The sequence below is a fragment of the Clostridium sp. MSJ-8 genome (genome assembly GCF_018918325.1).
GTDB lineage: Bacteria > Bacillota > Clostridia > Clostridiales > Clostridiaceae > Clostridium.
In genome coordinates this window covers 26,152-41,736 of record NZ_JAHLQH010000031.1, presented here as the reverse complement: position 1 = coordinate 41,736, position 15,585 = coordinate 26,152, and the positions used below count along the sequence as shown (strand labels likewise).

Genomic DNA, 15,585 nt, shown 5'->3' with positions numbered 1-15,585 from the left:
ATCATAATAAAATCTCCATAAACATAGTAAAATTAAGGTTTTTCCTAATATAATTATACCATAATTTATTACATTTATGGAGATTATTAACTCGAAAATTATTTACTCTTTATTACTGATGTTAAAAGTTTGTATAATTTTATTAATAAATGTTTATAATAAAAAAGTAGTGTAATTATTATTAGGATGCCTGATAATATTACTATAAGAGAAAGGGTAATGGTATAGATAAGAATGAATAAAATTGTAAATACTTGTGTTATAGATAGTATCTATGGTAATAAAACTATTAATTTAATAAAAGAAGATATTGTAGATAGTCATGAAGATATGATTATTTTTTCAATACATCAGAAAAATAAAAATGAGATAGAAGGTAGTGTGTTTAACTCTCTTAAGAAGAAGTTTAAGTTAAAAGCAAACAGCAAGAATAGTTGTGAAACTAATATAAATGGAATGAATGTTAAGTACTTCCAAGAGGAAATAAAAGATGAAAAATATAATTTCTTAATGGCAACTATGGAGTCTTATGAAGGAATAGATGATGTGCTTTCTTATCATGATAAGAATGTTCGAGCAATATTTGCTTTTATAAAGGCGCTTGAATTCAATGAAAAGAAATTTAGAACAATAGCTCTTCCTATGTTAGGTGGTAATAGGAATATAGATTATATGGAGAATATAAAAATATTACTTAATTATACTATAAAACTACTTAAACAAAGTAAAGAAGTTGAGATTGTTAATTTTTATATTTTAGATGATGAAGAAGAAGTGAAATGGAATCATGCATTTGAGAAAACATTAGGCAGAACTTATTATAAGCAAGGTAGTTTAGCACTTATAGAAACTCTTAAGAATAATTTAAAAGACACAATTGAAACAATATATAACAGTGGCAAGTATAGAGAAATAGAGTATGTTTTAAACCTTATATATAGAGAGCTAGAAGAAGTAGACTCTTTATCAATCAATAATATAGCTATAAACTCAAGAAAGATATCTGAGATAATTGCAAAGGAAATAGCATCAAGAAAACAAATAAATATTCACAAAATAAAATATGATTTAAGTGCAATAATAAATGTTATAGCTAGTAAGGATATAATAGCTCCATGGGCTATTCAATATCTTCATACAGCTAGAGTTTTTGGAAATAAATCAGCACATGTAGAAACAGTTATAAAATATCAACCTAATAGATTGTATACAGATGATTTTATATCAATTTTATCTACACTTTATAATATGTTATGGTTTTGGTATTATAATAAAGAAAAGATATGATAAAATGGTGATTTGATGAAGTATAGCGTTAAATATTCTAAAAGAAAAACTATCTCCATATCAATAGATGAAAAAGGTAATATTTTAGTTAAAGCACCTTATAACGTTACAATTGGAGAAATTGAGGAGGTAGTTTCAAAACATTCTAGATGGATAGATAATAAGATAAATCAAGTAAAGAATTATAAACAACTACCAAAAGATAAAATCTTATTTTTAGGAGAAGAGAAAAAAATTAATATAAATATACAACAAGATTTAAAGAAAGAATATGTTGTATTTACTAATGATGAGTTTAGTGTATACGTGACTAACAAAGAACATGTTAAGATAGTTTTAAAAAGATATTTAATTGAAGTAGCTAGAAATATAATAAAAAATAAAATAAATAAATATAGTTTGATGCTAGGGGTTTCACCTAATATGATAAGAATGAAAGATACAAAAACAAGATGGGGAAGCTGTAGCTATGTGAATAATTTGAATTTTAACTATAGGTTAGTAATGGCTAGAGAAGATGTTTTAGAGTATGTGGTTCTTCATGAAATGTGTCATATAATACATAAGAATCATTCGAAAGAATTTTATAATCTAGTAGGAAGTATAATGAAAGATTACAAAGAAAAAGAATTATATTTACGAGAAAATGGATACAAGATGAAGATATAAATACGTTAAGAGGAAATAAGGTGGTAGAGGTATGTATAAGCCATTGGCAGATAAAATAAGACCTGAAGAATTAAATGATGTATATGGGCAGAAACATATATTAGGAGAAAATAAGATATTAAATAGAATAGTTAAAAGTGGTGCTATAAGTAATATGATATTTTATGGACCACCTGGGGTAGGTAAAACTACAGTTGCAAATATTATTGCTAGAAAGGCTAATAAGAAGTTTTATAAGCTTAATGCAACTAATGCATCTCTTAAGGATATACAAAATATATGTGATGATTTAGATACGTTTATGGGAAGAGAAGGTATATTGTTATATTTAGATGAAATTCAGAATTTTAATAAAAAACAACAACAATCCTTATTAGAATATATAGAAGATGGAAGAATAACTCTTATAGCATCTACAACAGAAAATCCCTATCATTATGTATTTAAAGCATTACTAAGTCGAAGTACTATATTTGAATTTAAACCATTAGATAAAGAAGAAGTAAAAGAAGCACTATTAAGGGCTATACGTATTCAAAGCAGTGAATGTATAAATATTACATATAATGTAACAGAAAAAGCAATTGAGTATTTTGCGGCAGCAAGTAATGGTGATGTAAGAAAAGCAATTAATGGATTAGAGGTAGCTATGAATTCAACTAATCCTGATTCTAATTGTGTTATAAACATAGATGAAAATGTAGCTAAAGATAGTACTCAAGTAAAGGCTTTTAATTATGATAGAGATGGAGATGAGCACTATGATGTATTAAGTGCTTTTCAAAAGTCTATACGAGGTAGTGACCCTGATGCTGCAATTCATTATTTAGCAAGACTTATAAAGGGGGGAGATTTAATATCCATATGCAGAAGATTACAAGTTATATCAGCAGAAGATATAGGACTAGCTTACCCTCAAGCTGCGTCTATTGTTAAATCTCTTGTTGATTCTGCTAGAGAGTTAGGATTCCCAGAAGCTAGGATACCACTTGCAGAAGCAACAATATTATTAGCAACATCTCCTAAATCTAATTCAGCTATTGTTGCTATAGATTCAGCAATGCATGATATAGATACTATGGAAGTGGATGGTATACCAAGAGATATAAGAGATGCTCATTATAGTGGAGCAAAAAGTCTTAATAGAGGGGTTAATTATAAGTATCCTCATAATTATAAGAATCACTATGTCAAACAGCAGTATTTACCTGATAACATAAAAGATAAAGTTTATTATGAATTTGGAGATAATAAAATGGAAAGAACAAGCAAAGAGTATTGGGATAAGGTGAAAAAATGTTAATAAATAAGAGAAAAAATAGTGAAGAAAAGCAAAAAGCAATAAATAAAAAATTAATAGGAATAATAATATGTACAATTGCTATACATTTGATTTTTTTATGGGCTATTGCTAATAATGTGATTGTAGAAGAAGTGACATTAGCAAGTGTAAAAAGTAATCAAACAATTCAAATATGTAATGTATTAATGTCTATAGTAGCTGTTGCATTTTGTATACTCTACTATAATGAAAATAGGGAAGAAGATATGTTTTATATATTTCTTATATATTTAAACGTATCTTTAGAGATGATATTAAATATATATACTGTTTATAAGAGAGAATTCTTAAATGAAGAAATCCAATTTTATTTTCTATGTACATATACTTACAGAGTAGTATTGATGCTATGTTTAACAAGTTATAATAAAATTGCACAAAGTATTATAAATAATAAAAGAAAAAGTATAATATTTAATGTTGGACTTACAGTAATAGGATATATATTATCTGTACAATGTAATATTGTTTTTAGCAATAAGATAAAAGATATGATAGTAATAGTATCGATAATAATTGGGATAATGAGTTGTTTTGCTATTACTAGATTATTTATAAAGAGCTATAAAACTAAAAATATAATTTATGCGGTGATATCTTTAAGTATATCATTGCTTAATCTTAGATGTTTAGTAAAATGTATTTACTTCTTTAAATATAGCAAGTCAGTATTTGTATTTACGGCTATGCTTACATTTATTTGCTGTTTATTGCTTATTATTGGTTTTTTTGTGCTGTTTATGGATAAGATAGAAAGCATGAAAGAAACTAAAAAAGATTTATATATGTTTAAAGAAATAATTGAAAACAATGCTTACAATCAAACTCTAATATATGATAAAGATCATTATATAATATATGCAAATAAAACTATGAGAGAAAATGTATGCGGTAAAGGAAAAAATATAGAAGAAGAATATGAAATATTATCTAAATCACCTGTTTTTGAAAGATTAAAAGAAGATGAAACAGAGTATATTAGAAATATGGTTAATTCAGAAGGAAGATTTGTAGGCCAAGTAAAATCAGATAAGGGAGAAATATTTGAATTAAACCTTATAAAAGAAAATATATGTAATGATGAGTGTTACATAATGTTTGCTACAGAGATTACAGAAGAATTTTCAGCAAATGAAAAGCTTAGAATAAATAAAAAGAAGTTATCAGGAATTACGGATAATATAACAGAGCTTATTGCTACATTTGATTTAGATGGAAAAATTGAATATATAAATAGTGCAGGGCTTAAAATATTAAATACCACCCTTGATGATGTTAAGGGAGTTAGATATGAAGAGTTCATAGATAATAAGATAACTTTCCTTCGTGAATTCATAAAAGCAAAAAGTGAAGAAAGTGCCCTTATAGTACATAATGTTCATTATAAAGATAGCAAGCCTGTAGAAGTTGAATCAATAGTTAGAAAACTATTAGATGAAGATAAAAAAGTAAAAGGTTATATTATAGTATCAAGAAGTACTAAAATGAAGAAGGAATTTGAAAGAATAAGACTTAAGTATGAAGAGATAAAAGAATATGACAAGATAAGAACTGAATTTTTTGCTAATTTATCACATGAAGTAAGAACTCCTATTAATATAATATATTCTACAATACAGTTATTAAATAAAGAAAAAAATAATGGTATTGAGGCTGTAGCTAACTATTACATTAAATATGAGAAGACTATTTCTCAAAATTGTTTGAGAATTTTAAGATTAGTTAATAATATAATTGATTTATCAAGGTATGATGCAGGATTTTTTAAACCAAACTTTAAAAATTATGATATTGTAAGTGTAGTAGAAGATACTACTATGTCTACAATACCGTTTTGTAAAAATAAAGATATAAATTTAATGTTTGATACAGATGTTGAAGAATTATTTGTTAAATTAGATGCAACTCAGATGGAAAGAGTAGTACTTAACTTAGTTGCTAATGCTGTGAAGTTTACACCAAGAGGTGGAGATATTTTGGTGTTGCTATCTGTAAACAAGTATTTCGTAGATATTAGAATTAAAGATAGTGGTCCTGGAATAGAAAAAGATATGCAAGAATTTATATTTGAGAGATTTGTTCAAACAGATAAATCACTTAAAAGAAAACAAGAAGGTAGTGGAATAGGACTAGCAATTGTAAAATCTATTGTAAATCTTCATGAGGGTATAGTTAAAGTTGAAGAAAGTGATGAAAGAGGAACAACTATACTTGTAAGAATACCTAATATTACTATGGAAGGGGAATGTGAAGAAAATAATATGATAGAAGGAAGTAGTCTAAATGAAAAAGCAGAAATAGAATTCTCAGATATATATTAAAAAATAAGAGGCGTAGTGTTAATTTATGTTCGTTGACAAATTCATAGTATTTTGGTATGATATCTCCTAAAATAGTGAGTTATATAGAACGAAGGTGAAATATATGAAATTATCTACAAGAGGTAGATATGGCGTGAAAGCCATGGTTGAACTTGCTTTAGGATATGGGTCTAAACCATTGTCTATAAAAACAATAGCAGCAAGACAAAATTTATCAGAATATTATTTAGAACAATTATTTTCACCTCTTAGGAATGCTGGACTTATAAAAAGTATCAGAGGTGCACAAGGAGGATATGTACTTAATAAAGAGCCTAAAGATATTACAGTTGCTGATGTAATAAAGGTTTTAGAAGGACCTATAGAAATTGCAGACTGTATAGAAGGAGAAAATTGTGATAATGAGAGATATTGCGCAACTAGACTTCTATGGGAAAAGATTAGAGATAGTATTGAAAATGTTATGAATGGAATAACTCTTCAGGATATAGTAGACGATTATAATAAGATGAACAGTGTTAGATTAAAGTAATAAAAATTATTGAAGGTTTATTATAAATGACATATACTAGATTTGATAAAAGAGAATTAAGTTTGTTAATATATGGAGAATGATGAATTATGAAGAAAAAAGTTGTAGTTGGAATGAGTGGTGGAGTAGATAGTTCTGTAGCAGCATATTTACTAAAAGAACAAGGATATGATGTTATAGGTATAACAATGAGAATGGCTCCAAATGATCCAGATGAAATAGAGAATGAAGGCGGTTGCTGTGGGTTATCAGCAGTTGAAGATGCTAGAAGGGTTTGTGCTAGATTAGATATTCCTTTCTATGTTTTAAATTTTAAACAAAGCTTTAAGGAAAAGGTCATAGATAATTTTATAGATGAATACATGCAAGGTAGAACTCCTAATCCATGTGTTCAGTGTAATAAATATCTTAAATTTGATGAATTGCTTAATAAGGCAAGAGGAATAGGGGCTGAATATATAGCTACAGGGCATTATGCTAAAATTGAGCAAAATGCTAATGGTAGATACGAGTTAATAAGATCTGATGATGATAAGAAGGATCAAACATATATGTTATATAATTTTACTCAAGATCAATTGAGTCATACATTAATGCCATGTGGAAGTTATACTAAGGATAAGATAAGAGAAATAGCAAAAGAAATAGGGCTTGCAGTTCATAATAAAAAAGACAGTGAAGAAATATGTTTTGTACCAGATAATAATCATGGTGGTTTTATAGAAAAAAATTCAACAAGAAAAGTAAAACCAGGAAATTTTGTAGATGCAAATGGTAATGTATTAGGAAGACATAAAGGAATTGTTTATTATACAATAGGACAAAGAAAGGGCTTAGGTTTAGCATTAGGAAGACCTGTATTTGTTACTAAAATTGATGCAAAGAAAAATGAAGTTGTAATAGGTAGTGAAGAAGAAATATTCCAAGATGAACTAATAGCAAAAGATGTTAATTTTATTCCGTTTGATAAGCTAGAAGATAAGATTGAATGTACTGCAAAGGTTAGATATTCTGGAAAACCTGCAGAAGCAACTATTTATCCAATGGAATATGGAAAAGTTAGAGTGAAATTTAAAGAAAAACAAAGAGCCATTACAAAAGGCCAATCTGTTGTATTCTATGATGGAAATAGAGTGCTTGGTGGCGGTATTATACAAGCAATTTTATAAAAAAGTATTGAAAATTTATTGTTAGATAACTTATATTTTACAATAATTAATATCAAAATTATATGTTTAAGTAAATAATATAATATGTAAAAAATCCAATGTTATTTAGTTTAATTAATATTATGTTTGCTATTAGTATCAATATTATATGTTTTCATAAATAGCATAATTTCATTAAGTATTTCTAACTATAAAAAAATTAAGGTAGCTAAATGTTGTAAACTCACTAAAGTTCAAACAGTACAACATTTTAAACGCTATCTTAATTTTTTTATAATAAGAAATCCTAAATTCATTATGAAGATTTATTCAAAGCAATAATATTGATACTAATAAAGAAAATCATAATATTAACATTGTCAAATAACATTGGATTTTTCATTTACAGAAATCAATAATTTGACATTAAGTAAATGAAAAATAAGTAATCCTCCAAATATAGTTAATAATTTTTTAAAGTAAGAATTACTGAATACTTAAGATACTTGAAATAATACAGATATATTAAAAATCACCATAACGCTTAAATAATTAAAATATAATAAGCTTAGTGGAAGTAACCATTATTGTTAAGGTTAGAATTATAGGCAGATATAGAATGATATAACCATGAAGAATTACAGATTAGTATGAATAATATGGAACAATCGGTTACTGAAACTAATGCTATTATATTTTAATTATAATCATTCATTATGAAGATTTATTCAAAGCAATAATATTGATACTAATAAAGAAAATCATAATATTAACATTATCAAATAACATTGGATTTTTCATTATAATAATATTATTTTAATTAAATCAATAATTTGATATTAATTAACTTAAAAGATAAGTAATCAAAAAAATATATTCAATAATTTTTTAAAGTAAGAATTACTGAAGACTTAAGATACTTGCAATAATCCAGATACACTAAAAATCACCATAACGCTTAAATAATTAAAATATAATAAGCTTAGTGGAAGTAACCATTATTGTTAAGGTTAGAATTATTAGGTAGATATAGAATAATATAACCATGAAGAATTAGGGATTAGTATAAATAATATGGAACAATAGGTTACTGAAACTAATGCTATTATATTTTAATTATTAATTACGCTTGTCCTTCACAAAATATTACTTATATGTTTACATAATGTTTTGAACTAAAAAAATAAAAAATATTATAATTAAATTAAAGGAAAAGTGGGGTGAAAATTTATGAGAAAAAAAATTAATATAATTTCTTTAGTGATGTGTTTTTGTATTATTTTAAGTGTTTTTCCAAGTGGAGTAAGGTTTGCTGGTGAAAAGGTTGTATATGCAGCAGATGAGAGACCTAAGGTGTCAGATTTACAAACACCAGATATAGCAGATAGGGCGTATTATTCAAATGGAAAATCTAGTTATGAAGAAATTGCATCTTATGCTGTGAACAATATGAAAAATGGTAATGGAGTAATTGATTTATCAAGTTATGATATAAAGGTAGGTGAATTAGAAGATTTAGTAGAAGCTATATATAATAAAGATTTATGTCTTTATAATAGTATAAGTATACAAGGATATAGATATAGCTATTCAGAAAATAAAGTATATAGAATATTTTTCTATTTTAATGAGACAAAAAGTCAAATACAAGATAAGTATAATAAAATTCAAGCTGAAGTAAAGAATGTAAAAAAAGAATTAAATATTAATGCAGGATCTATGTCACAAATGGAAATTGCTTTAAAAATACATGACTATTTAGTATTAAATGCAGAATATGATTATGATACATTAAATACATATGGAAAAGTTTCTGATGAATCTCATAAAGCATATGGAATATTAGTAAATAAAATAGGCGTATGTGATGGATATGCTAATGCTTACAAATTACTTTTGCATGAGTATGGAATTGATTCTGTTGTTGTAATCAGTACAAGTATGAGTCATGCGTGGAATATGGTTAATATTGATGGAAAATATTATCAAGTAGATGTTACATGGGATGATCCAATTATTAATGGTAAAGATTTAAATGGATATGTAAGTCATACATATTTTATGAAAAATGATTCTGAATTTACAGCTTTAGAGCATTATGGTTGGGACTCTCTTGGACTATCAGCAACATCTACAAAATATTCTAATTGGTATGTATCAAAATTAGATAATGCACTATATTATAAGGATGGTTATTGGTATTATCCAAATGATAATAAAATAATGAAAGCTGATATTAATGGAAACAAAAGTAGTGTAGTTAAAAGTTTAAATGGCAATATTAGATTGGGTTATTATAATAACCGATTATATTATTCATTAAATAATTATTTATATTCTTGTGACACTAATGGTAGTAGTGAAAAATGTGAATATATTATAAGTAAAAAGTATAGTGGAATTACTGGAAATAAGATTTATTCTTTTTATATAGCTTCAAAAGCCAATTTTAAATTCGCATTAATATGGCAATCAACTATAAAAAATGATTCTACTTATTTAAGTTCTAATACAGGAATAACTACTCCGGATACTAGTGAAGAAGAAGATAATACAAATACAGATGGAGTAGACATAAAGTATAGAAGTTATATACAAAGTATTGGTTGGTTAAATTACGTAAAAAACGGAAATACAAGTGGAACAGTAGGACAAGGCAAGAGATTAGAAGCTATACAAATAAATGTTGATGGAGATGAAAATTTACAAGTGAGTTATAGTACTCATGTACAAGGCAAAGGTTGGACAAATTACGTTAATCAAGGAGAAGTAAGTGGATTTGCTGGTGAAAATAAAAGGTTAGAAGCAATCAAGATAAAATTAACAGGTAGTGACAAAGATAAATATGACGTATATTATAGAGTACATGCAGAAAGTTATGGATGGTTAGGTTGGGCAAAGAATGACGAACCAGCAGGAACATCTGGGTATGGTAAGAGATTAGAAGCTATAGAAATAGTTTTAATAGAAAAATCAAAGGAATTTAATGGCTCTACAGACAAGGCATATGTGGAAAAAGGTACAGGGGTTCAGTATAGGACTCATGTGCAGAATATAGGTTGGATGAATTATGTAAGTGACGGAGCTTTAAGTGGAACAACTGGAGAAGGAAAAAGATTAGAAGCAATAAACATTAACATTACTAATAATAACAATCTTGGAATAAGTTATAGGACTCATGTACAGGATATAGGTTGGATGAATTATGTAAATGATGGAGCTTTAAGTGGCACAAGTGGACAAGGCAAGAGACTAGAAGCTATCAAAATAAAGCTAACAGGTAGTGATAAAGATAAATATGATGTATATTATAGAGTACATGCAGAAAGTTATGGATGGTTAGGTTGGGCAAAAAATGATGAACCAGCAGGAACAGCCGGATATGGCAAGAGATTAGAAGCTATAGAGATTGTTATTGTAGATAAAAACAGTAATTTTACAGGAAGTACTTCAAGACATTTTATAGAAAAATAAATTTATAATTTCAAGATAAAAAATTAATGTGAAAACTCGGTTAATATTTGTACAAAACTCCAAAGGTTAGATTTTCTAATTTGACTTTTGAAGATGGTACATTGCATTAGCCGAGTTTTTATTTTAAATCATGTATAAAAGTTTTATTTGAGGGAAATAATAAATATAAATTTATAAAGGTGGTGGAAGAATGCTTACGACTAAAGAATTATGCGATGAAAGTTATTGGATTAAGGATGATAAGTTAGGTAAAATTGAAGACTTTATAGTAGACTTTTGCAAGGGTAGAATAAAAGGTGTTGTTATAAGAGATTGCTATGATAATTATATATACATAAATACTTTGGATATTTTAGATAACAATAGAGAGAATATTGGTGGTGGTATTGTAAAATATGTGGATGGAATGCATTTTTCAGATATATTGAATATGCAAGTGGTAGATAGGAAGGGGGATTTATTAGGAGTTGTAGAAGAAGCAATATTAGATGAATTTTATAATATAAAAGCAATAGTTATTAGTAATAAAGATAAAGAAAAAGAAATTATTTTATTTAAGGATTTAGTTTTAGGTGATAGCTTTATTATGCTATATTCTGATCATAACAAGTTAAAGGTTATAGAAGAGAGAAGAGAATTAACTAATGAAAACATTACTACATCATATTAACAAGAAAATAATATGTTTTACTATAATAACTATTATAATTATTATAACCTATATTTTTGCAGATAATGTTAGAGATATTATTAATGTGTTAGTGATTTCATTTATTATAGCTAATATACTTAATCCTATAAAAAATTTTTTTAATAAGAGATATAAGAATAAGAAAGTTATTTCTGCTAGTATAATAATTATTTTGATAATAATAATGATTTTGTGTGCATATCTTGTTATACCTGCAATGTATAGAGAACTTAGTAATATAAATGATATAGTGGAAATTCTAAAAAAATATCAGGATAAAATAGAAAATAGCAAGATATTAAAAGATAGTCCGATAGGAATATATATATATAACAAATTAAAAGAGAAGTTAAAAGCTTTTGCTTTGATTATAGGAGAAAAAACAATAAAATATTTAATGGTTTTTGGTGACAAAATTTTATCTTATGCTATAGTTCCTATTTTAGTGTATTATTTCTTAAGTGATAGGGATAATATAGCTAATTGGATACGAAAAATAATACCTAAAGATAATGAAGAAGTTTTTGTTAATATATATTGTGAGTGTAATAGAATGTTAGGAAGATACTTATTAGGTCAAATTATTTTGTCAGGAATTATTTTTTTATTAACGTTATTTCCATTATTTATTTTTAAAGTTAAATTACCTATTTTGCTGGCAGTGATAAATGGAATATTAAATATAATTCCTTATTTTGGACCAATAGTTGGAATTATAATTATTGTATTAGTTTCACTTATTAGTACAGGAAGCAATACATTGTTAGTTGGGGTAATACTTTTTCTAATTCAACAACTAGAAGGAAACTTGTTGTCACCTAAGGTTATTGGTGACAGTACAGAGATGCATCCTCTTTTAATAATTATTTTATTACTAATAGGCGAAAAGGTAGGAGGATTTGTAGGAATGATAGTAGTGGTTCCTATAGGAGTCATTATAAAGGTAATAATAAGGAATACTAGTGATTATAGAATGACTAAGAATGTAAGCTAAAAGTAAGATGATGTTGACTTTTATTTAAAACTAAAATATAATTTTATTTGATATGAATACTGAAGGTAATGATGAGGATGAGTAGAGTTAATAGTCTATTTCAGAGAAAAAGTGGTAGGTGTGAACTTTTATAGATCTAACTTGAAGCTACCTTTGAACCTTATTTTTAACTAAGAGATGCTAATAAGCATAATTAGGGTGGTACCGCGGAAACTATAACTTTCGTCCCTATTTTTTATAGGGGGGAAAGTTTTTTAACGTTTAAGAGGATATATAATTTCATGAGTATTAAGTATTAATTTTTTGAAAATTTAAGTTATATTAGCTTAGTAATGACGTTAAAAAATAATTATACTTTATTCCGTTTAGGGAGAGCAGATAATTTTTAGGAGGAATATTTATGAAAAGTATAGGAACTAATGAACTTAGAGAGATGTATCTAAGCTTTTTTGAAAAGAAGGGACATTTAAGACTTAACAGTTTTTCACTTGTACCTAAAAATGATAAGAGTTTATTATTAATAAATGCTGGTATGGCTCCATTAAAGCCATATTTTACAGGTGTTGAAGAACCACCTAGACATAGAATAACTACATGTCAAAAATGTATAAGAACAGGGGACATTGAGAATGTAGGAAAAACATCTAGACATGGTACTTTTTTTGAAATGTTAGGAAACTTTTCGTTTGGTGATTATTTTAAGAAAGAAGTAATTCCATGGGCTTGGGAATTCGTAACTGAAGTGTTAGAAATACCTAAAGACAGATTATATGTAACTATTTATTTAGATGATGATGAAGCTTATGATATATGGACTAGTAAGACTGATATAGATCCAAAAAGAATATTTAGATTAGGTAAAGAAGATAATTTCTGGGAACATGGTGCAGGACCTTGTGGACCATGTACAGAGATACATTATGATAGAGGAGAAGGTTTAGAACCAGTTAAAACAGCAGAGGAATTTGTAGAAGCAGGAGATGCAGATAGAGTAATAGAATTCTGGAATCTAGTGTTTACTCAATTTGATGGTGATGGAAAAGGTAATTATGAAAAACTAGAAAAAACTAATATAGATACTGGAATGGGCTTAGAGAGAATAGCAACTATCATGCAAGGTGTAGATAATATATTCGAAATAGATACAGTTAGAAATATTCTTAAGAAAGCTACCTCTTTATGTGGAGTGCATTATGGTGAAGATAAGGTTAAAGATATTTCACTTAGAATAATAACTGACCATGTTAAGAGTGTTACTATGATGCTTGCAGATGGAATAGCTCCAAGTAATGAAGGAAGAGGATATGTATTAAGAAGATTATTAAGAAGAGCTGCTAGACATGGTAGAAATCTTGGAATAAAGGGATTATTCTTAACAGAAATTGTTGATTCAGTAGTTGAAAACTATGGAAAAGCTTATCCTGAAATAGTTGAAAAACAAGATTACATTAAGAAAATGATAACAATTGAAGAGGAAAGCTTTAATAAAACTATAGATGCAGGTATGAGCATATTAAAAGAATATACAGATGAATTAGTTTCGAATAAACAAGATACATTAAGTGGAGAAAAAGCATTTAAATTATATGATACTTATGGTTTCCCATATGAATTAACAGAAGAAATATGTGAAGAACAAAACTTAAAAGTAGATAGAGCTGGATTCGATGAGAAGATGGAAGAACAGAGAGTTAAAGCAAGAACTTCTAGAAAGACAACATCTTATATGGGTAGTGAAGATACTCCAATAAATAAAATCGAAGGAACAATAGAAACAGAGTTCGTTGGATATGACACATTAGAAACAGCTTCTAAGGTTTTAGTATTAGCAACAGATACTGAATTTAAAGATGAACTATCAGCTGGAGAAAAAGGATATATAGTAACTGATAAGACACCTTTCTATGCAGAAATGGGTGGTCAAGTTGGAGATAAAGGTATAATAGAATCAAATGGACTTAAAATTTCTGTATTCGATACTAAGAAAAATGTAGGTGGAAAAGTTATTCATTATGTAAAAGTTCTAGAAGGAACAGTAAAGGTTAATGATGATATAACAATGAAGGTTGATGAATTAAGAAGAAAGGCTATATGTAAAAACCATACAGCAACACATATGCTACAAGAAGCATTGATTGAAGTTCTAGGAGAACATGTTCATCAAGCAGGTTCTTATGTTGACAATGAAAGATTGAGATTTGACTTTACTCATTTCCAAGGCTTAGAAGCTAGTGAAATAGAAAAAATAGAAAAGATAGTTAATGAAAAAATAATGGAAGTATACAATGTACAAACTAATCTTATGACTTTAGATGAAGCAAAAGAATCAGGTGCAAAAGCATTATTTGATGATAAGTATGGAGATAAGGTAAGAGTTGTATGCATAGGAGATTATTCAAAAGAATTATGTGGTGGTACACATGTTAAAAATTCTGGTGAAGTTGGGTTATTTAAGATAGTATCAGAACAAGGTGTAGCAGCTGGAGTTAGAAGAATGGAAGCAGTGACAGGTTTTGCAGCTATCGAGTATGTAGAAGAAAAACAAAAATTATTAAAAGATGCATGTAGTGCATTAAAATGTTCAGAAAAGGACATAATAAATAAGATAGAAGTTCAAGCTAATGATATTAAAGAAAAAGAAAAAGAAATAGCTGATTTAAAGGGTAAATTAGCAGGAAGTTCAATAGATGATATTATGAATTCAGCAAAAGTAATAGAAGGAGTAAATGTTATCTCTTACTCAGTTTCTGATGTTGATGCTAGTTCATTAAGAGATTTATGTGATAAGGTTAGAGATAAGATTGGAAGCGGTATTGTTGTCCTTGTTAGTGATTGCGCAGGCAAGGTTAATTTAGTTTCTATGGCAACAAAAGATGTTGTATCAAAGGGTATTCATTGTGGTAAAATTATAAAAGAAGTAGCTAGTATTCTAGGCGGTGGCGGTGGTGGAAGACCGGACATGGCTCAAGCTGGTGGAAAAGATGCCACAAAGATAAACGAAGCTGTAGAAAAAGTATATGAAATAGCTAAATCTTTAGTAATTTAGTGTACTTTTTTATCAAAGTAGGTTATAATTAAGGTATGATAGAATATAACCAATAGATAATATAGATTATCTAATCCTTAT

The 15,585-nt window shown here is 27.2% G+C and carries 10 protein-coding genes and 1 other annotated feature; all 10 genes read left to right on the top strand.

Features of this window, described 5'->3' with window-relative positions:
* The first annotated feature begins 234 nt into the window (after positions 1-234).
* Positions 235-1,287, top strand: a complete 1,053-nt coding sequence (locus tag KQI77_RS06485; protein ID WP_216389550.1) for a hypothetical protein — start codon at positions 235-237, stop codon at positions 1,285-1,287.
* 15 nt (positions 1,288-1,302) lie between these two features.
* Positions 1,303-1,956 carry a M48 family metallopeptidase gene (locus tag KQI77_RS06480; RefSeq protein ID WP_216389549.1) on the top strand — a complete coding sequence of 218 codons (654 nt, stop codon included), beginning with the start codon at positions 1,303-1,305 and terminating at the stop codon, positions 1,954-1,956.
* 31 nt (positions 1,957-1,987) lie between these two features.
* Positions 1,988-3,259 carry a replication-associated recombination protein A gene (locus tag KQI77_RS06475; RefSeq protein WP_216389548.1) on the top strand — a complete coding sequence of 424 codons (1,272 nt, stop codon included), beginning with the start codon at positions 1,988-1,990 and terminating at the stop codon, positions 3,257-3,259.
* Positions 3,253-5,619, top strand: coding sequence for an ATP-binding protein (locus KQI77_RS06470; protein WP_216389547.1), 2,367 nt, complete (start codon positions 3,253-3,255; stop codon positions 5,617-5,619). The genes KQI77_RS06475 and KQI77_RS06470 overlap by 7 nt, the downstream gene beginning before the upstream one ends.
* 103 nt (positions 5,620-5,722) lie before the next feature.
* Positions 5,723-6,151 carry an Rrf2 family transcriptional regulator gene (locus tag KQI77_RS06465; protein WP_216389546.1) on the top strand — a complete coding sequence of 143 codons (429 nt, stop codon included), beginning with the start codon at positions 5,723-5,725 and terminating at the stop codon, positions 6,149-6,151.
* A gap of 89 nt (positions 6,152-6,240) precedes the next feature.
* Complete coding sequence (gene mnmA / locus KQI77_RS06460) at positions 6,241-7,320, top strand: tRNA 2-thiouridine(34) synthase MnmA (RefSeq protein WP_216389545.1); 1,080 nt, start codon at positions 6,241-6,243, stop codon at positions 7,318-7,320.
* A gap of 1,209 nt (positions 7,321-8,529) precedes the next feature.
* Entirely contained in the window at positions 8,530-10,773 is a 2,244-nt protein-coding gene (locus tag KQI77_RS06455) for a transglutaminase-like domain-containing protein (protein ID WP_216389544.1), read from the top strand.
* Between the two features lie 190 nt (positions 10,774-10,963).
* Positions 10,964-11,443: a PRC-barrel domain-containing protein gene (locus KQI77_RS06450; RefSeq protein ID WP_216389543.1), complete on the top strand. Its 480-nt coding sequence runs from the start codon at positions 10,964-10,966 to the stop codon at positions 11,441-11,443.
* Entirely contained in the window at positions 11,418-12,458 is a 1,041-nt protein-coding gene (locus KQI77_RS06445) for an AI-2E family transporter (RefSeq protein ID WP_216389542.1), read from the top strand. The genes KQI77_RS06450 and KQI77_RS06445 overlap by 26 nt, the downstream gene beginning before the upstream one ends.
* A gap of 59 nt (positions 12,459-12,517) precedes the next feature.
* Positions 12,518-12,691: a binding site (T-box leader), on the top strand.
* 167 nt (positions 12,692-12,858) lie between these two features.
* The gene (gene alaS, locus KQI77_RS06440; RefSeq protein ID WP_216389541.1) at positions 12,859-15,504 is read left to right on the top strand and encodes an alanine--tRNA ligase; all 2,646 of its coding nucleotides are present in this window, start codon (positions 12,859-12,861) and stop codon (positions 15,502-15,504) included.
* Positions 15,505-15,585 lie beyond the last annotated feature (81 nt).

Coding starts and splice junctions, on each gene's coding strand:
- mnmA (WP_216389545.1), top strand. CDS start 6,241: ATGAAGAAAAAAGTTGTAGTTGGAATGAGTGGTGGAGTAGATAGTTCT.
- KQI77_RS06475 (WP_216389548.1), top strand. CDS start 1,988: ATGTATAAGCCATTGGCAGATAAAATAAGACCTGAAGAATTAAATGAT.
- KQI77_RS06450 (WP_216389543.1), top strand. CDS start 10,964: ATGCTTACGACTAAAGAATTATGCGATGAAAGTTATTGGATTAAGGAT.
- KQI77_RS06465 (WP_216389546.1), top strand. CDS start 5,723: ATGAAATTATCTACAAGAGGTAGATATGGCGTGAAAGCCATGGTTGAA.
- KQI77_RS06470 (WP_216389547.1), top strand. CDS start 3,253: ATGTTAATAAATAAGAGAAAAAATAGTGAAGAAAAGCAAAAAGCAATA.
- alaS (WP_216389541.1), top strand. CDS start 12,859: ATGAAAAGTATAGGAACTAATGAACTTAGAGAGATGTATCTAAGCTTT.
- KQI77_RS06480 (WP_216389549.1), top strand. CDS start 1,303: ATGAAGTATAGCGTTAAATATTCTAAAAGAAAAACTATCTCCATATCA.
- KQI77_RS06455 (WP_216389544.1), top strand. CDS start 8,530: ATGAGAAAAAAAATTAATATAATTTCTTTAGTGATGTGTTTTTGTATT.
- KQI77_RS06485 (WP_216389550.1), top strand. CDS start 235: ATGAATAAAATTGTAAATACTTGTGTTATAGATAGTATCTATGGTAAT.
- KQI77_RS06445 (WP_216389542.1), top strand. CDS start 11,418: ATGAAAACATTACTACATCATATTAACAAGAAAATAATATGTTTTACT.